Here is a 24221-nt window from a genome sequence, read left to right as displayed (position 1 = left end):
TCGATGCAGTATTCAGAAACTTCAAACATAAATCCGGTTTTCGCAGCGGATGTGGGCGGTTCGTTCATCCGTCTGGCATTCTCGCCGAAAGCGGGGGAGCTTGTGTCTCTTGATAAGGTGACAACGCCGGTCGATGACTGGTCAGGTTTTGTACAGGCGCTCAAAACATTGCTGAATAAGCATGGCAGGGATCATCAGGCACCGCTTGCGCTGTCGATTGCGGGGCTGATTGATCCGGCAGACGGGCGGGCATTCTCAGCTAATATTCCCTGCATCAACGGGCATCAGCTTGATAAAGAGCTTGAACAACATCTCGGACGTCGGGTTGTTGCAGTCAATGATGCCGACAGTCTGGCACTGGCAGAAGCCGGTGAAGGCGCAGGTAGAGGGCATCGTGTTGTATTTTGCGCTGTGCTTGGCACCGGTGTTGGTGGCGGACTTGTTACTGACGGGCGTCTTGTGCGTGGTGCTGGCGGTATCGCCGGAGAATGGGGACACGGACCGATCCTTAATACGATGCTGGAGCTGGAGGGTGAGACGACCCCGCTTTATATACCGCGCTTTTCCTGCGGTTGCGGGCAAAAAGGTTGCGTTGATACTATTGGCGGCGCACGTGGCATCGAGCGGCTGCACAGTTTTCTTCATGGTGAGGAACGCGATAGCCGCACAATCGTGACGGGCTGGGAGCGAGATGCTGAAAAGCCAAAACGTACGATCGAAGTTTACCTGCATTTAATGGCTGATCCGCTGGCAGCCGTGATCAATATTACCGGTGCATCCATCGTGCCGGTGGGCGGTGGTCTGGCCACCGCAGAGACATTAATTCACGCGCTTGATACGGCCGTTCGCAGTCGCATATTGCGACGGACAGATCAGCGGGTTGTAGTATCCGGCCGTTTCCGCAATGAAGGCGGATTGATCGGCGCAGCTATATCCGCACGGCAATTATCATAGGGGCATGACATGAAAAAGATGCTGGAAATTTGTGTTGATGATCCGGAAGGTCTGGCAGCAGCCCTTGAGGGTGGCGCAGACAGAATTGAACTCTGCTCCAGTCTCGATAGCGGCGGACTAACACCGACAGCCGGCTTGATAGCGCAGGCCGCTTTGGCACCGGTTCCGATCTATGCGATGATCCGTCCGCGCGCCGGTAATTTCTGCTTCACACCGCTTGAAACTGACGCCATGCTGCATGAGATTGAGACTATGCGAAAAGCTGGTCTTGCAGGCGTAGTACTTGGAGCGTCAATGCCTGACGGGTCGCTTGATACCGTTTTACTGCGCCGTTTTGTACAACAGGCAGAGGGGATGGGACTAACGCTGCATCGGGCTTTTGATTTAGTGCCCGATCCGTTTGAGGCACTGGAACAGGCAATTGATCTGGGCTTTGAACGTATTCTGACATCCGGCCAGCAATTGAAGGCAATTGACGGGACTGATCTTTTACAGCAACTCGTTCAGCATGCGGGCAACCGGATTTCAATTATGCCAGGCAGTGGCGTGAAAGCTGAGAATGCACAAAAGATTTTGCAGGCAACCGGTGTGCATGAAATTCACAGTTCAGGACGTGTGAGCCAGCCTAATCCAGATGTGAAAAGTGTTGAATTTGGCTTCGCCTTGCCGCTCTCTTCACAAACCTCTGCAGAAAACATCAGGAAGATAAAGAACATCGCTGCTCAAGATTTAACGTAGGATGAGCATCATCAATATCCGATACGTCCTGCGCTTACAAATCATCGCGGCTGGAACGGGAAATATGGCGGCGCAGCAATGCAGCCGCAAAGTTGATATCGCCGTCTTGTATCGCCCGTAAAATCGCCATGTGATCGTGGCAGGCATCATGCAGCCGTTTTTCACTCAGCTTGCCAAAATCCGCATATTCGGTCATCCGTCGCAAGCTGTTCTGCCAGCGCACAGATTGCGTGAAAAACCGGTTATTCGCCCATGAAACAATGGCTTCGTGAAAAGTCGCATTGGCATGGAACCATGCATCTTTGGAAAGCTGACCAACCGGCAGATCAAGAATAGCCTGCTGCTGACGCAGCAATGCCTGAAGCTGGTCTTCCTGCGGGGCATAGTCGGGTTGCATCAGAGCTCCGCATTCCACCACAAGACGGAACGTATAGCTCTCCTGCACCGCGCGTTCATTGTCCAGCGACTCTGTAAAACGCCAGCCATGCCCCGGCAGCCGCTCTGCCAGCCCTTCAGCAGAAAAGCGCATCAAGGCACGGCGCACAGCACCTCGCGTTGCTTTAAACTGCTCCACCAGCTCTGTTTCGGAAACTTCCGTACCAATAACGCCCATGGCACGCGCCGTCATCAGATCATTATAAAGATTGGTATTTTCTGATTCCGGTATCAGCTGATCAATCAGTTCACCTTCCGCAGGCATTCTTGTGAGGTGATACCCCTTGCCTGCCACATGCGCGATAAGACCATATTCAGTCAGCAGATTCAGCACATAGCGCACCGGCGAGCGGGAAACATTCAGCTCACGCGACAGTGCTGCATCCGAAATACGCTCTTGCAATTGCCATTTACCGGAACCGATCAGCGCGAGAACCTTGCGCGCCACATCTGCTTGCAAACCGCTTAGTTCCCAATCGAAACCGGCAGATTCAGCTGTATTTTCCTGTACTTCCCGCTGTGAAACCATGAGCCATTTCTGTTTTTTGTTTATACATAATCCAGACACTGTAGCAGATACAGCTATGCACGAGTGCTGCCCTTACTGCAAGAGACAACTTGTCCATCCATATGCCGCGCAAAAAACAGTGATTTTCAAATTTGTATAATTTCATTCAAAATTCTGTTGACTTCCTTAAATAGACATAGGATGTGTATTACATAAATACAAAATACAATACAGGACACCCAATGACGATTGAGCCATTTCCTTTTGTAGCCCTGACCGGAGAAGCCTATGAGCGTGGTCGTCAATACGGGGTCTTGCTGAAATCACGTATTGCACGCAGTGCAGAACTCTATACCGGCACATTGACCGGCTTCGGTCTTTCATCTGCACAAAAAAGCAAGCTGATTGATGATTGCGCGGCCAAGATTACCGAATTTGAACCACTCTATCTGGAAGAAATGCGCGGCATCAGCGATGGCTCGGGTGTTGCATTTGAAGATATCGTGATGATCAATGCCCGTACCGAAGTTGTGGCGATGGCACGCACCCTGACCGGCGCGCCGGAAGATGATGATCTGGATGACGGCTGCACCGGCGCTCTGATTATGCCGGAACGCAGCAAAACCGGCAATCTGGTGCATGGTCAGAACTGGGACTGGCGTGCAGAATGTGCTGAAACCGGTGTTGTGCTGCGCGTTCAGCGCGAAGACGGACCGGATTATGTCACCTTTGTTGAGGCTGGCGGTCTGGCACGTAGCGGCTTCAATGAGGCAGGTATTACCATTACTGCCAATTATCTGGAATGCGACCGCGACTATAAAAAGCTCGGTGTACCGCTAGGTCTGCTGCGCCGTAAAGTGTTGGAGCAGGAACATTTTGCCAAAGCAATCAAGACCGTAGCAACCACACCAAAGTCCTGCTCTAACAATATTATGATTGCGAGTGCTGCCGGTTTCGGCATTGATTTTGAATGTGCGCCGGATGAAGCCTTCCCGCTTTATCCTGAAAACGACCTGATCGTGCATGCCAATCACTGGGTCAGCCCTGTCGCATTGTCCAAACTGATGGATACCGGCCGCCCTTATGTAGCGGAAAGCTTCTATCGTGACTGGCGCGTGCGTAAAATTCTTGAACAGCAGGGTGAGAAGCTCGACCGTCAGGCGCTGAAAACCGCCCTGTTTGATGATTTCCTTACGCCATTTGCTGTTTGCCGCCCGCCACGACCGAGCGACACCAGCAATCTCACCGCAACCGTTGCCATGGTTATCATGGAAGCCGCATTGAATTTCATGGAAATTGCTCCTTTGCCGGCGCTCAACCGTACCTTCACCAGCTATACACTGCGCAATGACACGCCGGTACCTGCGGATGCCGGAAAACCTGCGCAGGCTGTATCGATAAAAGGCTAAGGCCATGCTCCGTTTTGCACTGACACGGATAGTCATGGCTATCCCTACGCTGCTCATAGTGGCGGTGGCGGTTTTCGTCATCGTCCGCATGATCCCGGGCGATCCGGCAGCGATGATGCTCGGCGATGCGGCAGATGCCGCAGCGCTGGAAGCCCTGCGTGAAAGACTGGGGCTAAACCAAAGTATTGCCACGCAGTTTTTTATCTGGGCAGGTAATATTCTGCAGGGTGATTTTGGCGTTTCTATCGCCAATAAAGAACAGGTTTTAGGGCTGATCCTTGACCGCTTTTCCACCAGTGCCACGATTGTATTTACTGCTGTGGTACTGGCAACTCTGGTTGCTGTGCCGCTGGGCATGATCGCGGCATGGAAGCAAAACAGCCTCACAGATTTTACTGTTGTCAGCTGCGCTACATTACTGCTCTCTATCCCGACATTCTGGATGGGGCTGCTGCTGATCCTCGGCTTCGGCATGAAGCTCGGCTGGCTGCCGGTTGTCGGTTATGTCAGTTTTTCAGAAAGCCCGAAGGCCGCACTGATCTATCTGATCTTGCCGGTGATGACGCTGTTTCTCCATGAGATCGGCGTTATCATGCGTATGGCGCGCGCTTCGACACTGGAAGTGCTGAACCTTGAATATATTATGCATGCCCGTGCCAAAGGTCTGTCTGAAGGCACTGTGATGTGGCGCCATGCTTTCCGTAATGCATTTGGCCCGACATGGACATTGCTGGGTCTGATCCTCGGCAACCTTCTGGCCGGTGTTGCGGTTGTTGAAACGGTTTTCACCATTCCGGGTCTTGGCCGTCTGCTGGTCAATGCGATTTTTGCCCGCGACTATCCGGTTATTCAGGGCTGCTTGTTATTCATCGCAGGTATCTACGTGGTGGTGAATCTGATTGTTGATCTCGTCTATCCGTATTTTGATCCGAAGGTGACGGCACAATGAAACTTCTGCCTTTAAACCTTCTCATCGGCGGCATCCTTGTCGGCAGTATCGGCTGTGTTATGCTGGTCGGTGCCTTCTGGACACCTTATGACCCGCTGGCACTCAATTTTGCTGCCAAGCTTGCGGCACCCAGCCTTGCCCATCCGTTCGGCACCGATGAATATGGCCGCGATGTTCTCAGCCGCCTGATGCGCGGTGCGGCCGCTTCCGCACGCATCAGCCTGTTAACCGTATTGCTGGCGACAATATTTGGTGTCTTTCTTGGTGCCTTGACCGGCTTCTTACGTGGTTGGTTCGACCGCATTCTGATGGCCGTCAACGACGCATTGATGGCCTTTCCCGGTATGTTGCTGGCACTGGGTCTGCTTGCTGTTTTTGGTGCCAATGAAAAAGGTATCATTCTCGCACTGGCGCTGGCCTATATGTCGTCGGTCATCCGTATTGTACGCGGTACGGTACTGTCCATCCGTGAGCTTGAATATATTCAGGCCTCGCGTCTGATGGGCAATTCCGAGTTCTTCACCATGCTGCGCCATGTTCTGCCCAATTGCCTGGCACCGATCACAGTTATGGCGACCTCCATGCTGGGCTGGGTTTTGCTGGCAGAAAGTTCTTTGAGTTTCCTTGGCCTTGGTGTTGCTCCTCCCGCACCAACCTGGGGCAATATGCTGGCCGGTAGCCGCGCTCATATTGAGCAGGCCATGTGGCTCGGTATTTTCCCCGGCCTTGCTATTTCGCTCACCCTGCTTGGCGTCAATCTGCTTGGCGATGCCCTGCGCGATCTGCTCGATCCACGACTAAGGAAACGCTCATGAACCCGCTACTTGAAATCGACAGCCTGACATTGCGTGTCGGCCAGAGCGGCCCGCAGGTGGTAAAACAGGTCAGCTTTCACGTCGGTTCTGGCGAAATTGTCGGCGTGGTTGGTGAATCCGGTTCAGGCAAGACCATGGTGGCACGCGCCGTCATGAAATTGCTGCCGAAAACCATTCAGCCGATCAACGGAACCATCCGCTTCGACGGCGAAGATGTGTTTGCCATGAATGGTACAGCCATTCGCTCTATTCGCGGCAAGCGCATTGCCATGATTTTTCAGGAGCCGATGACCTCGCTCAATCCGTCTTTGACAATTGGCCGACAGCTGGAAGAAGGGCTGGAACTACACTATCCGCAGGAAAACAAAAAAGAGCGCCGGCTCAAAATCATTAACATGCTGGAAAAGGTCGGCATCAAGGATGGTGAAAAAGCACTGAGCGCCCATCCGCACCAGTTCTCCGGCGGCATGCGTCAGCGTATTATGATTGCTTCGGCCATGTTGCTGCAGCCGGATTTGTTAATTGCGGACGAACCGACAACTGCGCTCGACGCCGTTGTCCAGCGTGAAATCATGGAACTGCTGCTCAAACTGACCCGTGAGAACAACACCTCCGTTTTGCTGATCAGCCATGATCTGCCGATGGTGGCGCGCTATTGTGACCGCATTGTTGTGATGCGCTACGGTGATCTGGTTGAGGAAGGCCTGACTGAGCAGGTTCTGAGCAATCCGCAACATGATTATACCCGCAAACTACTCTCCACATTGCCACGCCGCATCCCTGCCCGCGCACCTGCAAGCGGTGAAGCTCTGATGCAGGCAGACAATATCATTGTCGATTTTATCGGTAATAAAAGCCTGTTTCAAAAAGCGCCGGTTAAAACCGCTCTGGATGATGTGAGCGTTACAATTTTCCCGAAAGAAGTCGTGGCGATTGTCGGCGGCTCCGGCTCCGGAAAAACGACGCTGGCGCGGGTTATCGCCGGTCTTGTGCAGCCTAAATCCGGTACACTCAGCTATAAAGGCCAACAGGTCAGCCGCAAAAACAATCATTTCAATGATTACCGGTTCAATTGCCAGCTTGTGTTTCAGGATCCCTATTCATCGCTCGATCCGCGGATGAAAATCGGGCAACTCGTGGCAGAGCCGCTGCGTTTATCCAAGGGTTTAAGCGCAGCAGAAAAAAGCGCTCTGGTGAAAAGCACGCTGGAGGATGTCGGCCTTGGTGGTGATTTTGCAGAACGCTTTCCGCATGAGCTTTCCGGTGGTCAGCGCCAGCGTATTGCCATTGCCCGCGCTCTTGTACGCCGCCCTGCTTTTCTGATTGCCGATGAAGCCGTATCCGCTCTGGATGTGACTGTACGTGCACAAGTGCTGGATCTGCTGGCGGAATTGCAGGAGCGCTATGGCTTTGCCTGTCTGTTTATCAGTCATGATCTCGGAGTGGTGGAACAGATCGCAGACCGCGTAGTGGTAATGAAAGACGGTAAGATTATCGAGCAAGGCACACGGGACGCGATCTTTGACCATCCGCAGACGGATTATACACGTCAGCTGCTCTCGGCTATCCCGATTTTAGAAACGACCGGTACCGGCGGCGTACGCCTGAAATGGCGCAACGAAGCCGCATAATGAACCCATCTGGGGAGGAAAATATGTCATCAACTGTTAAACGCGAAGGCCACGGCATCAAGCTCAGCTTTTATGATTTCGGTGCCACGCCGTTTTTTGCCAGTCAGCAGGATCAACGCTTCAGCTACTGCCTTTATGTGCCTGAATCCTATAGCGAAACAGATACAAAGACCTATAATCTGGCCGTGATTATGCATGGTACAGGGCGTACGGCATCGCAATATCGCGACCGTTTTGCTGACTTCGCCGAGAAAAACGACTGCATTATTCTGGCTCCGTTGTTTCCGGTCGGCATTATCCAGAAAGATGAGCTGTCCAATTACAAGCGCATCAAATTTCACGACATTCGCTATGATGAAATTCTGCTATCGATGGTCGATGAGGTAGCTGGCAAATACCGTCTCAAAGATAATCGTTTTATGCTGTATGGCTACTCTGGCGGTGGTCAGTTCAGCCAGCGGTTTTTCATGCTGCATCCGGAACGTCTGACCGCTGTGTCTATCGGCGCACCGGGCGTCGTGACCCTGCTCAACTCCGATTATGACTGGTGGGTCGGCACCCGCAATATCGAAGCTCTGTTTGGCAAGAAAATCAACCTCGATGCCATGCGCGATGTGAAAGTGCAGACCCTGATCGGCACGGAAGACAATCTCACATGGGAAATCGCCATTCCGCGTGACAGCGCCTTCTGGATGGATGGTGCCGATCTGATGGGTGAAAACCGGCTGGACCGCATTGAAGCTTTGGCCAAATCTTTTGAAACACAGGGCTTTCGGGTGCGCCGCGATACTGTGGCCGGTGTCGCCCATGAGCCTTTCCGCGTGATTGAGCCCGCAGAGGCCTTCTTCACGGATGTTGTGCAAGGTCGTTACTAAAAATTATAAAAACAGGGGAATAACATGATCTTTAAAAACAGTTTGAAAGTGCTGGGATTCAGCGTCTTGGCAAGCACCCTCTCCTTTGCTGCCTCAGCGCAGGAAGGGCAGACCCTGCGGTTGGCTCTACACTCCGATATCGGCAGTAAAAATCCGGGAGTGAACCGTGATGGTCCGTCAGATATGGTTCTGGCGCATGTGGTTGAAGGTCTAGTTGCCTATGGTGAAGACCTGACCATTAAGCCGATGCTGGCCGAGAGCTGGAGCAGCAATCCGGAAGCAACAGAATATGTGTTTCATTTGCGCAAAGGCGTAAAATTTCACAATGGCAGTGAAATGAAGGCTGAAGATGTTGTCTGGAATTTCAAACGCTATCTAAACGCAGAAACCGACTTTCAATGTGCCGGCCGGTATAATGGTACAATCGGCGCAGCGATTGAAGATGTGAGTGCTGCGGATGATTATACTGTTACAGTGAAATTCAACGCACCGGCACCAAATTTTCTGATGACGCTGGCGACAATTCAGTGCACGCCATGGATACTCCACCCCTCTTCTGTTACTGCAGACGGCAAATTTGACAAGCCTGTCGGCACCGGCCCTTATCTATTTAGCGACTGGCAGACCGGCCGTTATGTTGAGCTGAAAAAATTCGATGATTACAGCGCTCTTACCGGCGACAAAGACGGCTATGCCGGTAACAAACAAGCACTTATTCCGACCCTGCGCTTCATGACGGTGCCGGATGCCAGCACCCGCAGCAATGGCCTTGTTGCCGGTGACATTGATATGATCGACGAGGTCGACCCGACACTGATCGACACGCTGACCGCAAAATCCATGAATGTCGACATTCAGCAAACACCGTCATGGATGACCCTGCATCTGCAAACCAATGCTCCGCGTCTCAAAGATGTACGCATGCGTCAGGCTATTGCACATGCCATTGACCTGACACAGCTTGTCGGTGCCGTTGGTGAAGGGCGCTATGTTGCCAACCCGTCAATCATCCCATCGGAAAGCCCGTATCGTGATGAAAGCACCGCCACATGGCCTGCTTATGATGTGGAGAAAGCGCGTGCCCTGCTGGCTGAAGCCGGTTATAATGGCGAGCCGATCAGTCTGCTGGTTTCCAACCGCGATGACCGCGTGCAGGTCGCAACTATTGTACAGGCCATGCTCAACATGGCCGGCATCAATGCCCAGCTGGAAGTGCGTGACTGGGCAACCCAGCTCGACCGTTATCGCCGCGGCGATTATGAGATGGAAATCTTCGCTTATTCCGCACGCCTCGATCCGCTGCTGATGTACCAGTCGCTGATCGGTGACAAAGCACAGGAACCTGCGCATCAGTGGGATGACAAGGAAGCCATTGCTTTGCGCACCAAGGCTGCGAATACGCAGGACTTTGAAGAACGCAAGAAAATCTACAATGAGCTGCATCAGCTGGCGGCAAAGCAAGTGCCGATTATCGGGCTGTTCAACCTGCCGACAATCACAGCGCTTAATCCTAAAGTCGCGGATTACAAAGGCTGGCCGGCCGGTACCCATCGCCTCTGGGGCGTGAGCAAAAAAGACTAAAGCTAATGCGCGATGCCGGATATTCCGGCATCACTCTCCCTTTATGACTTTATGAACAGGACCCCTTATGGCCGCGCCTGAATTTAATTATACTGACAGCGATGCAACAGGTCTGGCGAAAGCCATTAAGGACAAAGTGCTTTCTCCGCGTGAAGCGGTTGATGAAGCCTTTGCAGCTATTGCCCGTGTTAATCCGCAACTGAATGCCGTTATCTGCGAAATGCGCGATGCCGCAGACGAACAATTGCAACACCTTGCCGCTCAATCCCCGCAGGATCAGGGAGCGCTGTTTGGTGTACCAACCTTGCTGAAAGACGACTGCCCGTCTTATGCTGGCGCTCCAATGTTCTATGGCTGCCGCGCTGCGGATGGAAATGTGTCTGAGCGGGATCATGAACTGGTGACCCGTTATCGCGCTGCCGGTCTGGTTATCATCGGCAAAACCAATTTGCCGGAATTCTCTTGCAACATTGCCACCGAGCCTAGCCTGCATGGCGTAACGCTTAATCCTTGGGATGTCAGCAAAAGTATTGGCGGCTCCTCCGGCGGTGCAGCGGCTGCTGTTGCCGCGCGCATGGTGCCGCTGGCCTATGGCAATGACGGTGCCGGTTCTATCCGTATCCCTGCCGCCTGCTCCGGTCTGTTTGGCCTGCGTCCGTCCCGCGGACGCGTTCCTTGCGGCCCTGTTTCTACGGAAAACTGGGGCGGACTGGTGAGCCATCACGTCCTCACCCGCTCAGTGCGTGATAGCGCTTTGATGCTCGACCTGACAGACGCACCAGAGCAAGGGGCGCTTTACAGTGCGCCGGCCAAAACCGGCACATTCATGCAGGCGGTCAATCAGGCGCCGCGTAAATTGCGCATCGGTCTGTGGCAAAAAACCGGTTTAGAAACACCGGTCGAGCAGGCTGTGCTGGAAGCTTTACATAAAACCGCAGAAATGTGCGCAGCTCTCGGACATGAGATTGTTGAGATCACACCGGATTATGATGCGCAGGTTTTAAGCGACGCTTTTACCAGACTGGTTGCCACCTATACGGCGATGGAAGTGGATGATCTGGCGCGTGATTTCGACAAGCCAATCAACAGCGATTTCTTTGAGCCTAGCAATCTCGGCCTTGCCGAATATGGTCGCTCGCTCAGCGGTCTGGATATTCTGCGCGCCCGCAATCAGGTCAACTCGATTGCTCGCAGTTTCGGACGTATGTTCAGCACCGTGGATGTAGTTCTCTCTCCTGTGCTGCCATGTCTGCCTTTCGATAAAGGCACATTGAATGTCCGCTCAAATGACTGGAAGCATTTTGCCCGTCAGTTCATGGAACTGACCATGTTCACCCATCCGGTCAATGCCGCCGGTGCGCCTGCCATGAGTGTTCCGCTGCTGCAAATAATGGAAGACACACCGCTCGGCATGCAGTTCATTGCGGCAAATGGCAAGGAAGAAACCCTGCTGACATTGGCCGCCCAGCTTGAGCGTGATTATCCGTGGGATAGCCGCCGCCCTGCGATTTGCGCCTGAGGACATCAAACACATGCTTTATACTAAAGACTATTTTCAGCCACATAATGACGATGAGATTTTTGATCTTATTGACCGCACTGTGCTGGGCACATTAATCACCCCACATGAGAATGGTGTGGCGATCTCCCATCCGATCTTTATGATTGACCGGCAGAACCGTCGTCTGATTTCGCACATTGCGATGAATAATGATCACGGACAATATTTGCGTTCCGGCCTGCCCTCTGTGGCTATTCTGATGGATCAGGGCAGCTATATTTCCTCCTCGTGGTATCCGAATTATCCGCAGCGCGACAGTGCTCCGACATGGAGCTTTATGGTCGCGCATATTCACGGCAAGCCGGAGATTATGAGCGATGCCGAGACTGTTCAGCATTTGCAGGATCTGGTGACCCATATGGAGCGAGGCCGCGACAAGCCGTGGCAGATGAAAGAGCTTGGTCCCGGTGGCATGGGACGCCGCCTACCGAATATTCTCGGTTACACCATGCCTATCGACAAGATGGAAGTGAAATTCAAGCTCGGGCAGGATGAGCGCAGCGGCGATATGCAAGCCGCAACCGAACAGTTGGATAAAGATGGCCAGCAAACACTCGCTGACCGGATGCGGGATTATTGCAAACTCTGACACTTTATAATCAGAGCATAATTTTAGCTTAAACTGAGCCGCGCACAGAAACTGACCTGCTGCGCGGCTCTCTCTGTTTTAAATATCCGGACGAATATCTTGACAGTGCCAAATTCTTAACTCATATAACCCGTGGTTCGAGGCACCTGCCGCCCGCGGATAATTCCAAGGTGAAGTCCTCGCTGTTAAAGTCACAGCCCTTCAAGGCATGCTGGCTAGCGGTAATGCGGGCACCGTATTCAAGCGTAATCGCGTGCCTTAGAAAAGGCTAATCCTATGTCGGCACAATATCCGCCCATAGATGAATTAAAACTGCAAGCACGGCGTTTACGTCAAGCCATGAACGACCATGGGGACGCCATCAGTCATAGCACCGCGCTGGAACTCGTTGCCAAACAATATGGCATACGCGACTGGAACACACTCTCAGCACTTGTAGTAAAAATGAACAATGATACCAAACTCCCGCTCGTGATTGGTGCAACCATCAGCGGACGCTATCTCAATCAGGCTTTTACTGGCAAAATCCTCACAATCACTGAGCGCTCAGACGGATTATACGAAATATCAATCCATTTCGATAAACCCGTGGATGTCGTTACTTTTGAGAGCTTTTCCGCTTTTCGCCAGCGTATTACCGCACTCATCGATCATACCGGCGTCTCACCACGCAAAACATCAAACGGGTTGTCACAGTTAATACTGGACATTTGATATGATGCTGCCCTGCCCTCAACGAAGCAGGGCAGCATCATTGTTTGCCCGTTCATCCACATCAAAACCACCTCGCATCCAACAAATTATTAGAACAAATCTCCCAAAAGCCGGACGATTTCTGCTATGGAACCAAACAAGGCTTTGGTTCAAATTCGAAGTCATTCTGTCTCAGGAGTTTCAAATGTATTCTGATATCGAAATCTCGCGCGCGGCACATAAGCGTCCGATTACTGAAATTGCTGCAAAGCTGGGTCTCGATCTGAATGACTTGCTGCCTTATGGCCATGATAAAGCAAAACTCACCCATGCAACGGTAGACCGGTTAAAAGACAAGCCGAAAGGCAAGCTTATTCTGGTGACCTCGATCAATCCGACACCTGCCGGTGAAGGCAAAACCACGACCTCGGTAGGTCTTGGTGATGCGCTCAACAGAATAGGCAAAAAAACGGTTATCTGCCTGCGCGAACCAAGTCTCGGACCAAATTTTGGTATGAAGGGCGGTGCCGCAGGCGGCGGTTATTCTCAAGTCGTACCGATGGAGGACATTAACCTACATTTCACCGGTGATTTTCATGCCATCAGCAGTGCCCATAATTTGCTTTCTGCGATGATTGATAATCATATTTATTGGGGCAATGCTTTAAGGTTCGACACACGCCGTGTTACCTGGCGCCGTGTTGTCGATATGAATGATCGCGCATTGCGTAATATCAATGTTGCGCTTGGCGGCCCTGCGAACGGTTATCCGCGCGAAGCCGGTTTTGATATTTCCGTTGCCTCTGAGGTTATGGCAATTCTTTGTCTTGCCAATGATCTTGCCGATCTTCAGTCACGCTTAGCGCGTATCATTGTTGGCTATAATCTCGATAAACAGCCGATTACTGCGGCCGATTTGAACGCTGATGGTGCTATGACCGTATTGCTCAAAGATGCTTTGCAGCCCAATCTGGTGCAAACAATCGAGAACAATCCTGTTCTCATCCATGGCGGGCCATTCGCCAATATTGCACATGGCTGTAACAGCGTCATCGCTACCAGAACCGGTCTGGCGCTTGCCGATTATGTCGTGACCGAAGCCGGTTTTGGTGCGGATCTTGGCGCCGAAAAGTTCTTCAACATTAAATGTCGCAAAGCGGGCCTCAGCCCTGATGCGGTGGTCGTTGTTGCTACAATCCGCGCGCTTAAAATGAATGGCGGCGTTGCGAAAAGCGATCTGGGGATCGGCAATGCGGTTGCGCTGAAAGCAGGCAGCGTCAATCTTGTTCGCCACATTCAGAACGTGCAGAAATTTGGCCTGCCGGTTGTCGTCGCGATCAACCATTTTGTAACCGATACCGATGAGGAAATCGCTGTCCTGAATGAAGTTTGCAACGGGCTGGGCGTTAAAGCCATTCTCTGCAAACATTGGTCTGAAGGCGGTGCAGGGGCAGAAGAACTTGCTCATGCCGTAGCAAAACTCGCCGATACCAATACAGCTCAGTTGCAATTGCTCTATGCAGATAACATTCCTCTGCTGGAGAAAATTCAAACAGTTGCTCAGGAAATCTATGGCGCAGCGCAGGTCAGCATTGAGCCTGAGGCATTGAAACAACTTGAACAATGGGAAAAAGCCGGTTTTGATCATTTCCCCGTTTGCATGGCAAAAACACAATATAGTTTTTCCGCCGATCCAACATCTTTAGGTGCGCCAACAGGACATACTATTCCTGTTCGTGAAGTCAGATTGTCTGCCGGTGCCGGTTTCATCATTGCGATCTGCGGCAGTATTATGACAATGCCGGGTCTGCCACGCGTGCCTTCAGCGGAAAAAATCAACTTGAATGAACGCGGGGAAGTTCAGGGGCTTTCTTAATTCAGAGAAGAGCATGTAAGTCTATTGCTTTGAAAGGTTGGAGGGGTCTGTATTGCAAGCACACTAAGCCTCTCCAACTCAAAAAATATTCTTTATCGAATTGTCTCGTTGCAGATCTTAATTGTTGTATCAGGGCCTGTGATAGCCGCTGATTTAACTATTGCTTCCGGTGATACGGGCAACGGTCAGGCATTGCTGCGTAAGCAACTGAATGATTTTGAAACAGCAACCGGCAATAAAGTCACGATTGTCGATATGCCATCCAATTCGTCCGATCAGTTTGCTCAGTATCGCTTATGGCTGGCTGCAGGCAATACGGACATAGACCTCTGTACCGCACAGATATTGTCTGGGCGCCGCAATTGGCGCAGCAATTTCTTGATCTGAGTAACGCGACCAAAGACATTGTATCGGAGCATTTTCCATCAGCTATTCAAAGCCAAACAGTTGATTGCAAATTAGGGGCTTGTCGCAAGGTTTTTCGCAGGTTGTGTTTCTGAGTAAATGCGAATGATGTTCATGTTATCTTAACCCTTTGAATTCCGAAACACTGAGCAATCAACTCATTCTGGCTGAGAACATTGCAGTCTCCTGAAAACCCAAAGCCTTTGCGAAGCCATAGCATAGCTTCAAAACCCATTATCGTTCTGCGAACCGTATTGAATGATTGGAAACACCCACTCTTGGGCATGTTCTTTTTGAGCCTTAAATGATCGCTTTCAATACCCTGTTGTAAATGTTTGGTAATATAGTGCAGTGGATCTTTTGGAAGGGGTAAGTCTTGTGAGGCTGCGTTGATGGCTGGTGGAAACGTTCCGGCTCCATCCGTTCCTATACGATCCGAGGCAAGCAAAGGCTCACTTTTCAGCATCTTCCTGAAGAAACGTTTGGCCGCAGGTAAGTCCCGTTTGGCAATCAACAGAAAATCAATCGAATTGCCGGTTTTATCTATCGCCCGATACAAATAACGCCATTGGCCTCGAATTTTGAGATAGGTCTCATCAATACGAATAGAGCCACAATGAGGACGTTAAAATTGTCTTAGACGTTTCTCTAGCAACGGCGCATAGGCTAAAACCCAGCGATTGATAGTTGAGTGGTCGACTTCAAAACCACGCCCAAGAAACATTTCTTCTACATCTCGGTAGCTTAGAGGATAACGTAAATACCAGCTCACCGCTTGAATAATCACACAGGCCTCAAACTGACGGCCTTTCAAGTCATTTCTGGATTGGTGTTTGAGTTTCTCAACGATAGCATTTAACAGCATGGAGATCTCCTGTATCGGGAGATCAGCATCCAATATTGTGATTAAGCTATCACTAATTTAAAAGCTTTGCGACAAGCTCCTCCTCGACACCCTGCTCAACACCATAGCCCTCAGCAAGAAGCTATTTGTCATAGTCGCGGGCATAACCTGCAATCAAATCAGCCTTATCCATCAGATTGACAATGCGCCGAGCATGGCGGAAATCAGATTTTGCAGTGTGATGTAATCGGAAAGCTTCTAGCTTCCATATATTCAAACATAGGAGTTGCTTTATTTCACGACGCAGGGTTAAGTCTGCTAGTATAAGCTACTGAAAAGATTTTATATGATTTCACAGCCACCCATTTCACTTCTTCCAAAGTGTGTTGCGAGCAATGTTTATGACTTTTGCTCCATCACCAACCTTGATAACAGGTCAATCTGTTGCTGTTGTTTTTCGATCAACGCACTCAGGTCAGTTGGGACTATCTTGTCGAACTTATCATGCAAAGCTAATATTTCAATTTCAGCCTTTAAATTAATCTCATAATCATGGCCTGCGTCCATACGATCTTTTGCAGCTTGTCTGTTTTGGCTCATCATAATCACAGGCGCCTGAACCGCAGCCAGCATGGATAGGATGAGGTTCAAAAAGATATAAGGGTAAGGATCAAATGCCTTACTCGCAGCAAGTGAATTTAAGCCCACCCATAAAACAAGCAATACAGCAAAAATAAGTATGAACGTCCATGAACCACCAAACTTAGCAACTTTATCGGCGAGCCGCTGCCCGATTGTTAATTTATCATCAAATGCAATATTCACGTTACGTGCAATAGTCTGACGATCAACCAATCGCTTAAAAATCCGCATCTCTCTTTCAGTAAGTGCCTCTAAAGGCTTCCCGAGATAATGGATCGCCTGTTCAGAAAAATGATACTCTTTCTCTGTCACTGACTTTACGTTTTGAGGCATACTTATCTCCGCTGAACTTTTGGGTTCTATGTTTCAGTAAACAAATATCGTTCGCAACATTACAATTTAGCAACTGATTTTCGCGATCAAGGAGGTCGCGGTTATTAAATTCAATAAGCGATCTGCATATCTTATACTGCTGACAACACGCCTGAATAAATAAGAATACTCAACTCGGGGAAAAACCATAATGACAGATAAGAGTTTAAAAGCTGTTGTCACGTTAAGTTTGGATGACGAGCTTGGTGCAGGGTTCTGAATTTTCAGACAAGACAAGCTGCAATTCTCCATACCTCGAATACTTCGAGACGAAGGTAGCGAATTGTTTGTGCGCGAGGATGATGGAATGGAACTGAAAAGCAATTGCGGGTTGCGGAATGCATCGATACAAACCGTTGCAACGCTCCCGGTGATCTGTGCCCCAGCATGGTTCGTTCCCGTTTTCGAAACGGCAGGTGGCTATTCTCAGCCCTGTTGTTGAGGCCCTTGTGCGACCAATGATCGAGGCTGGGAGCTACATCCGCCTTTGCCGCACCATAAGAGCGCAGTTTATCGGTGACAATGCGTTTCGGAACAAAACCATTGCGCTTAATCAATGCTGCCAGCAGACGCTTAGCAGCCTTCTTGTCGCTGTAGGTTACGAGCAATCTGAGGTCCAAACTTTGCGATCCAACGTCGGACAGTCTCATAGGAAACGTCCATCCCACGCTCGAGAAGCATTTCCTCAACTTCACGCAGGCTCAGGTTGAACCGCAGGTAAAGCCAAACGGCGTGAGCAATGATCTGCGGTGCAAAAAGGTGGCGCTTGAAATTGACAATTGGTGTTTGCATCGCCGAAATTTACGACCAAGCTGGCACGCAGGCAACCGTGAACTGCTTAACGCGACAACACCCCTTTGGTATTACGTCGAAGTTAAGGTTTGGATGCCCTTAATCCGTCCCCCTTTATGAATACAAATGGGGAACGGAAAAATGTTAGAATAAGTAATACAATTCAAACCCCGAACATACTTAATTCATTAATGAATCAAGTCGAGCATTTATTCTTTCTATGGCATTTACAACCGCTTTCAGCTGACTTCCATTCACTGCGTCAGTAGAAGTTTCAGTTACTCTACCCGCAGCCATATTAGTTATTGCTCTATATATCGGATCTTGACCGTTTCCGATACTGAGCGTAGCCTTTGCTACGGCACCAGAAAAGTAATACGCTGTATTACCAATCGTTATACCTGTCGTTGAAACGGCTGGAGAAGTGTAACTCATTGAACCGATAGCAACAGCGAAATCGTTTGAGGCCTTGCTGTTCTGACCGAGCGCGACACTATTTGATGCCGAGCTCAAACTATCTTGACCCAAAGATATACTGCTATCACCCGATGCGGTGCTATCATAGCCCAGCGCTGTACTGTAATGACCCGAGGATACAGAGACATTGCCTATAGCAATACTAAGGTCACCAGTAGCAAGGGCTGCTTGCCCCATCGCGATGGCGTCTTCTTTTGCAGCGCCACTGTGTTGACCGATCGCAATGCTAAAATCACCAACGGCATTGCTCCTTTCTCCCATTGCAGTTGCATTGTGGCCCGAGGCTATACTCGAGGAGCCTATTGCAGTGTTGAAATCGTATAAGGCTTCACTTCCGCGACCAATAGATGTACTATTCCATCCTGTAGCTGAACTACCTTGACCTAATGCTGTACTACCATTCCCCATAGCTACACTAGCATAACCGACGGCGGTACTATCAAATCCTGTAGCTGAACTACCTTGACCTATTGCTGTACTATTATTCCCCGTAGCTACACTAGTATGACCGGCGGCGGTACTATTATTTGTGGCCTTGGCAAAGTAACCGAGTGCAGTGCTATTGGCGCCGTTGCCCGTACTGCCACTACCAAACGCAGTACTGTAGTCACCTGAAGTATTGCCGCCAACTGTAGTGCTAGAGACACCCGAGGAAAACCCCTGGATCGCAATACTTCTCGCATTGGTGGCAAAGGTAAAGCTGCCTACAGCCAAGCTGGATTCGCCTGTCGCCTGCGCCCAGATACCCATAGCTGTGCTATTTAAGCCAGTAGCTGTAGCACCTGAGCCAACCGCCACACTTTGTTGTGTTGCTGTGCTAGATTCACCCAGAGCTACACAGGAGTCACTCGACGTACTATGGGAGCCATATGCGGTACTTAACGCCCCAGACGCCACGCTACCATAGCCATATGCAGTGTTAGATTCTTCATCTGATATATTTTCTTTTCTTTTTTCCTTTAGTACTTTATTCTTCATACTTAAATATGTTTCATTCATTGCAAAATCCTTTTGATTAAAATAACAGTTCGGCCTAAATACAGTATATATAAATTTAATAAAGCTTAACTATTGCAATCATGTACTTAAGTAAATTATCAGTGACAATTATATCACCGATAATTATTATTAAATTAGACTTTAATCAATCAAACAATAAATCTTAATATAACATATATTGATATTTATTGCAGTAATAATTATATCCATATTTATAATATATATAGTTTCATTATTTCATATTATTACAATGATTTGTTGAATTTATTTAGCCAGATAATACCTTAAGCCACAGTATTAATATTACCCTTCAACCAGTTTACCGGGCGTCCATATTTCTTTGGGTCAGTTTCATTGGCAGGGATCACTTCATAATCAATATCATAGCGCCCTGCTGTGTTTGAGATATTTGCACCAAACCCTTCTAGATTTGCCGCAGGAATCTGTACACTAACAGTGTCGGGACACGAAGCTTTAACTGTGAAATCATTTAAATCGAACACAGTGACGTTTGAGAGAATGGAACCCGCAAAGAAACCGTTTACATACATTGTGAATTTAATCTTATCATTAAGATTGTATGTATAGCCACCGCCTGGCTCTACAGCCCTATCGATAGAAACATAAAGATTGGAATAATTACTTGGCGTTATTGAAGTCTGCCCTGTATTTAAATAGGGGCGAGAGGTAAGGTTGCGCGGTAGGTTGACGGGATCGATCTTTGGATGATTGTACGGTGTTCCTTCTGCAAGGAACTCTAATGTAGGAGAGGAGAAAACCACGGCCGATACATCATTTTCGATGAAGTTAGCGAGTTGATTTTTGTCTTGAGTTGAGAGCCAGGCTGATGGAATGCTCATGCCTGTAGATTCCAATGCATCCTGGTAAGGTATTTTCTTAAAATATTTGTTATTAACTATTGCGACACAGCTATTACCCTGAGTGGTATCTATAGCATCAGCCTGAATTAATGCAACGTAAAAATAAGGATCGGTTTGCGATATCTCTAATACTGACTGATCATTTAAGTCTACTGATGGCGAAGGAATGCTAGTATCAGCGTGTGAGTAATCCCCAAAGAAGACAACGTACTCTACTGCAGGCGATTTCCCGTCTGCCTGCACGTAAGCTGATACGTTCTGGTAACCATTGTTAATTGATGCAAAATAAACGATGACTTGACCGCTGCCATCAGTGGTGAATAAGAATTTACCCTCCCCTAAGTCATCGTCATTTACCGCAACTGATCCATCTTTATTAAATATAGTTACATCCGCAGAAGGTGGATTAATCTGCATTATTACTTTTGTATTTGCTGCAGCAACGCTATCTACGAGTGTAACAACAGCAATCGTAGCCTTAATTTTGTCAGCCGTCCCATATTTAATAGGGGAAGAGCTCGTTGTAACGCCAGTCTTATCAAATTTAATTGATACTCCATAAACATAATCAACATCTTGATCATTAATGGTCTTAGTGTTATTATTTTCCATTTAATATTCCTTTTATATTTAATTATTTATATTTGTTAATATTTGCTTATATTCGTTTGCGCCATATTATTCAGTAAACAAACTATTCTTAAAACAATTACTATTACTTGAAAGCGTATATTTATTTGTTAAATTAACTTAGTATTGGATGCCGTCAAACGGTTACTATGTTTCCTTTCAACCAATTCACTGGACGATACAGCGTGGGAATATCTGTTTCGTTTGAGCGCTTTACGACATAATCCAACTCATATCTACCGGGTGAGTTATGTGTATTGGATCCAAACCCTGAGATTTTATCGCTAGATATTGTTACATTTATCTTTGCTGGTCTATCTTCTTTTACTTCAATCACGGGGAGGTCAAAGACATCTACTTTTTTTACATCGCTGCCTTTAAAGTAACCATTGATATAGACCGTGAATATTATTTTATCTCCTACTTCGAATGTGTGCCTGCCATCGCTTTCTACTTTATTTTCTACGAAAACCTTTAGATTACTAGCATTATTAGGGGTGATTGAAGTTTGCCCGTCGTTTAGATAGGGTCGTGCCTGCAAAGTACGGGAGCCATCTGCAGATTGCACCGGATGGGTATAGGGCGTGCCTACGGCTTTAAAGGTCACTTTAGGTGAGGTTACGGTTGTACCATCTGAGTTATTTTGAATAAAATAGGCAATTTCGTTATTATTTTCAGTATCAAGATATGCGGATGGTATCTTCACCCCCTCCTCTAAGGCCGAGGCGTAACTCTGTTTCGTAAAGTGCTTTGTATTTGTTATTACAACACAATTTAGACCTGTGTTTACAATAGCCGGCGTCTGTGAGGGGATCGTGATCTGAAAATAGGGCGATTCAGTCGGTATTTCCAATTGATCATTACCATTAAGATCAAGGACCGGAGGTGGGATACGGGCCGGCGCGGCCGCATAATCCCCAAAAAATATTATATGCTGCTTAGATAATGATGAGGCGTTCCGCTCGGCTATTAATTGTATTGATTCATATATATTACCAGTGCTTGCGAAATATATAACGGCTTTACCATCTGCACCTGTTTTTAAACGGTATCGGCCTTCCTGATAACTTCTGATAAACGCATGATCTTCATCATAAACCGTGACAATACTGGCTGGTGGATTAATCTGAAGTATAATATTTACATTTTGTGCTGGTAGCCCACCATCAACATAAAAAGATGATACTGTCGCCTTTATTTTATTCGAGTTCGCAAAATCACTTGAAGGTGGACTTAATTCTGCACTTATGTTTGATAGTGATAATGTTAAATCATATATATATGTTAGATCATCAACCGATGAATTATTGCTATCTGCAACAGGCATTGCTCTTTTCCTTTGTAGCTCACGATATAATCCATATTATATTGTTATAATTTTTTATCTATCTTTAGTAATTAACAGGTCATTACGGGCTTGTTGTAAGGGTCTTCGCAGTGTTGTCACATTGATTATTCGTCAACGTCATGGTTCTATTTCGGGAACATGAAACAGCAGGTCCCGACGTATAAAAACCATCGCTTCCAAATCTCAATCGTAACGCATGCAATCTGGCTTTATTTCCGCTTTAATCTCAGTCTGCGTGAAATTGAAGAAATGATGCTTGAGCGTGGCGTTGAGGTTTCTTACGAAACGATCCGTCGATGGCGCTGCTTGCATGGCTCTTTGCTTACTGCAACGATTGCATCGCAAGTCACCTTCACCCACTGATGTCTGGCATCTTGATGAAGATACGCCACGAAGGCGCAAGGGAGGAGTGGACTTGCCCTGCAAACCTGGAGAGCTTCTGTTAGTGTTATCTGATAGGAGAACAACGATTGAAGCAGCGCGAATTTGCAGAAAAGGTTCTGCTTTCTGACCCTCACGAAGATATCAATCTCGAACTTGCCCGACTACGTAAAGAAAATGAATTGTTGCGGCAGGAGCATGAGCTATTAAAAAAGCGGCGGCCTTCTTCGCTCGAGTTGAGACGGATAAGAAAACAGTCGATGAAATTTGCTTTCATTGATGCGCAGGAGGCCACCATGTCTCTATCACGCCTGTGTGCTTTTGCAGACATCAGTTTGAGTGGTTATTATATTTGGAAACATCGTGCTCCCAGTCGTCATCAGCTTGATGATATGATTATTCTGGCTCACATCCGTAATCACTTTGCCTTGTCGCGTGAAACCTATGGTAGTCCACGCATGCATATTGAATTGTGTGAAGAAGGGATTGTGGTCGGGCGGCATAGAACAGCCCGTCTGATGTGCGAAAACGGCTTGAAAGCAAGGCAAAAGACGCTTTCAAGCGCACAACAGACAGTAATCATCGTGAACCTGTCGCCCCAAATCTTCTGGATCAGGATTTCTCGTGTGAAGCACCAAATCAGAAATGGGGCATTGATATCAGTTATATATGGACGACAGAAGGCTGGCTTTATCTGGCCATTGTTGTTGACCTTTATTCACGCCGTATTATCGGCTGGGAAGCACGTGACCGGATGAAACAAGATCTGGCCATCAGTGCATTGCAAAAAGTCATTGCAATCCGACAGAGGAAGCCTGGTCTTATTCAGCATTCCGACAGAGAAAGCCAATATGCCGCGTACGATTATCGAGAGCTCCTCAATACTCACGCCATCCTTGCATCCATGAGCGGAAAAGGAAATTGCTATGATAATGCTATAGTCGAGACCGTATTTAAAACCATCAAATCGGAACCGATATGGCGCACTGTTTTCCCAACCCGAAAAGAAACCGTAAGGGCTATTGGCGAATATATTGACGGCTTTTATAATCGGGTTCGCAGACATTCAGCCCTTGGCTATAAATCACCAATCGCATACGCAGCGATGACAAAAAAAATCACACGCGGAGGCTCTCCACTAATTCCGGGCAAGTCCACCCCAAATGGAGAGCCACGTCGTTCAAACTTGCCTAAAAGTCAACCGACGGCTTCAATACGACTGTACGTCAAACTATGTGCTATCACCCACATTATTGTCGAAACGTTTGCAACAGATCCACGTCGATTGCTACCATCTAACCCTGAACCCGACAGTGCCTTTGACGGCATAGCTACCAGCAAAATTGCTGAGGCTGGTGTTAAGCGAGCCCTCACCATAGAGCGCATATTTATCATCCGCCCATGCGTAAGTACCGCCAGCACCGATCCCACCCCATGTCGTATCATTCTCATTTCTGAAATCCATGTCAGCAACCGTGACTTTGTTGCCACTCATGAACTCCTGATAAAGATTAACAATGCCATAGAGATGGGAGCGCGCGATCATGCCGCTGCTCGCTGCCCAAGCATTTCGGTAATCCGCAGAGAGACCAAGCCGGGCATTGAGACTATCACCATTACGATTGGAGACAGATGCCCCCCATGCATCATTGAATGTGTCGAACTTTACTGATGACCACACCATCTGTGCCTGTGGTGTCAACGACCAGTTGGCATCCAAATCGACTTGTTTGCCAGCTTCAAGGCTCAGACCATAGCCGAAGCCCTTATTGTCGTTGATCAGCGATTGATTGGCGGTGGTTGAGTTGAGATCACTGTCATACCACATAGCTTGCG

General features: G+C 48.6%; 20 protein-coding genes and 3 pseudogenes. 15 read left to right on the top strand and 8 right to left on the bottom strand.

Features of this window, described 5'->3' with window-relative positions:
* Window positions 1-3 precede the first annotated feature (3 nt).
* Window positions 4-954, top strand: a complete 951-nt coding sequence (locus QUF18_RS18815; RefSeq protein WP_289388811.1) for an ROK family protein — start codon at window positions 4-6, stop codon at window positions 952-954.
* A 9-nt stretch (window positions 955-963) separates the two neighbouring features.
* A complete protein-coding gene (locus QUF18_RS18810) occupies window positions 964-1692 on the top strand; it encodes a copper homeostasis protein CutC (protein WP_289388810.1) in 729 nt (242 codons plus the stop codon).
* Between the two features lie 34 nt (window positions 1693-1726).
* On the opposite strand, the gene QUF18_RS18805 is transcribed toward QUF18_RS18810, so the two are convergent.
* Complete coding sequence (locus QUF18_RS18805) at window positions 1727-2656, bottom strand: GntR family transcriptional regulator (RefSeq protein WP_289388809.1); 930 nt, start codon at window positions 2654-2656, stop codon at window positions 1727-1729.
* 221 nt (window positions 2657-2877) lie between these two features.
* Between QUF18_RS18805 and QUF18_RS18800 the strand changes: the two genes are divergently transcribed.
* From QUF18_RS18800 to QUF18_RS18750, 11 genes are all read left to right on the top strand, one after another.
* Window positions 2878-4044, top strand: a complete 1167-nt coding sequence (locus tag QUF18_RS18800) for a C45 family autoproteolytic acyltransferase/hydrolase (protein ID WP_289388808.1) — start codon at window positions 2878-2880, stop codon at window positions 4042-4044.
* 4 nt (window positions 4045-4048) lie between these two features.
* Window positions 4049-4993 carry an ABC transporter permease gene (locus tag QUF18_RS18795; protein WP_289388807.1) on the top strand — a complete coding sequence of 315 codons (945 nt, stop codon included), beginning with the start codon at window positions 4049-4051 and terminating at the stop codon, window positions 4991-4993.
* Window positions 4990-5808 (top strand): ABC transporter permease, encoded by an 819-nt coding sequence (locus tag QUF18_RS18790; protein WP_289388806.1) that lies wholly within the window; start codon window positions 4990-4992, stop codon window positions 5806-5808. The genes QUF18_RS18795 and QUF18_RS18790 overlap by 4 nt, the downstream gene beginning before the upstream one ends.
* Window positions 5805-7439: an ABC transporter ATP-binding protein gene (locus tag QUF18_RS18785; protein WP_289388805.1), complete on the top strand. Its 1635-nt coding sequence runs from the start codon at window positions 5805-5807 to the stop codon at window positions 7437-7439. The genes QUF18_RS18790 and QUF18_RS18785 overlap by 4 nt, the downstream gene beginning before the upstream one ends.
* Window positions 7440-7462: 23 nt before the next feature.
* Complete coding sequence (locus QUF18_RS18780) at window positions 7463-8314, top strand: alpha/beta hydrolase family protein (RefSeq protein ID WP_289388804.1); 852 nt, start codon at window positions 7463-7465, stop codon at window positions 8312-8314.
* 24 nt (window positions 8315-8338) lie between these two features.
* Entirely contained in the window at window positions 8339-9895 is a 1557-nt protein-coding gene (locus QUF18_RS18775; protein ID WP_289388803.1) for an ABC transporter substrate-binding protein, read from the top strand.
* 67 nt (window positions 9896-9962) lie between these two features.
* On the top strand, window positions 9963-11414 hold the full coding sequence (locus tag QUF18_RS18770; RefSeq protein ID WP_289388802.1) for an amidase: 1452 nt from the start codon (window positions 9963-9965) through the stop codon (window positions 11412-11414).
* A 13-nt stretch (window positions 11415-11427) separates the two neighbouring features.
* Entirely contained in the window at window positions 11428-12045 is a 618-nt protein-coding gene (locus QUF18_RS18765) for an FMN-binding negative transcriptional regulator (RefSeq protein ID WP_289388801.1), read from the top strand.
* Between the two features lie 276 nt (window positions 12046-12321).
* A complete protein-coding gene (locus QUF18_RS18760) occupies window positions 12322-12759 on the top strand; it encodes a glyoxalase superfamily protein (RefSeq protein WP_289388799.1) in 438 nt (145 codons plus the stop codon).
* A gap of 184 nt (window positions 12760-12943) precedes the next feature.
* Entirely contained in the window at window positions 12944-14614 is a 1671-nt protein-coding gene (locus tag QUF18_RS18755; RefSeq protein WP_289388798.1) for a formate--tetrahydrofolate ligase, read from the top strand.
* Window positions 14615-14752: 138 nt separating this feature from the next.
* On the top strand, window positions 14753-15001 hold the full coding sequence (locus QUF18_RS18750) for a hypothetical protein (RefSeq protein ID WP_353074557.1): 249 nt from the start codon (window positions 14753-14755) through the stop codon (window positions 14999-15001).
* A 130-nt stretch (window positions 15002-15131) separates the two neighbouring features.
* Here the strand turns inward: QUF18_RS18750 and QUF18_RS18745 are convergent.
* The 6 genes and pseudogenes from QUF18_RS18745 to QUF18_RS18720 all read right to left on the bottom strand — a co-directional run bounded on the left by QUF18_RS18745 (window position 15132) and on the right by QUF18_RS18720 (window position 21983).
* Window positions 15132-15884 (bottom strand): annotated as a pseudogene (locus tag QUF18_RS18745) (IS6 family transposase).
* Window positions 15885-16262: 378 nt separating this feature from the next.
* On the bottom strand, window positions 16263-16838 hold the full coding sequence (locus QUF18_RS18740; protein ID WP_289388797.1) for a DUF1003 domain-containing protein: 576 nt from the start codon (window positions 16836-16838) through the stop codon (window positions 16263-16265).
* A 263-nt stretch (window positions 16839-17101) separates the two neighbouring features.
* A pseudogene (locus QUF18_RS18735) lies at window positions 17102-17669 on the bottom strand (IS6 family transposase).
* A 180-nt stretch (window positions 17670-17849) separates the two neighbouring features.
* Window positions 17850-19145 (bottom strand): hypothetical protein, encoded by a 1296-nt coding sequence (locus QUF18_RS18730; RefSeq protein ID WP_289388795.1) that lies wholly within the window; start codon window positions 19143-19145, stop codon window positions 17850-17852.
* A gap of 284 nt (window positions 19146-19429) precedes the next feature.
* Entirely contained in the window at window positions 19430-20638 is a 1209-nt protein-coding gene (locus QUF18_RS18725) for a hypothetical protein (protein WP_289388794.1), read from the bottom strand.
* Window positions 20639-20792: 154 nt separating this feature from the next.
* Window positions 20793-21983 (bottom strand): hypothetical protein, encoded by a 1191-nt coding sequence (locus QUF18_RS18720; RefSeq protein ID WP_289388793.1) that lies wholly within the window; start codon window positions 21981-21983, stop codon window positions 20793-20795.
* 159 nt (window positions 21984-22142) lie between these two features.
* On the opposite strand from QUF18_RS18720, the gene QUF18_RS18715 reads away from it, so the two are divergent.
* Window positions 22143-22367 carry a hypothetical protein gene (locus tag QUF18_RS18715; protein WP_374807200.1) on the top strand — a complete coding sequence of 75 codons (225 nt, stop codon included), beginning with the start codon at window positions 22143-22145 and terminating at the stop codon, window positions 22365-22367.
* A gap of 113 nt (window positions 22368-22480) precedes the next feature.
* A pseudogene (locus tag QUF18_RS18710) lies at window positions 22481-23527 on the top strand (IS3 family transposase); the annotation flags it as partial.
* 146 nt (window positions 23528-23673) lie between these two features.
* On the opposite strand, the gene QUF18_RS18705 reads toward QUF18_RS18710, so the two are convergent.
* Window positions 23674-24221: autotransporter outer membrane beta-barrel domain-containing protein (locus tag QUF18_RS18705; RefSeq protein ID WP_289388792.1), on the bottom strand; the 548-nt coding region annotated here is incomplete at its 5' end.

The sequence above is a fragment of the Pseudochrobactrum kiredjianiae genome, from assembly GCF_030362795.1.
Lineage (GTDB): Bacteria > Pseudomonadota > Alphaproteobacteria > Rhizobiales > Rhizobiaceae > Pseudochrobactrum > Pseudochrobactrum kiredjianiae.
The sequence above is the reverse complement of the archived record's forward strand: the minus strand, read 5'-3'. Positions and strand labels throughout refer to the sequence as shown.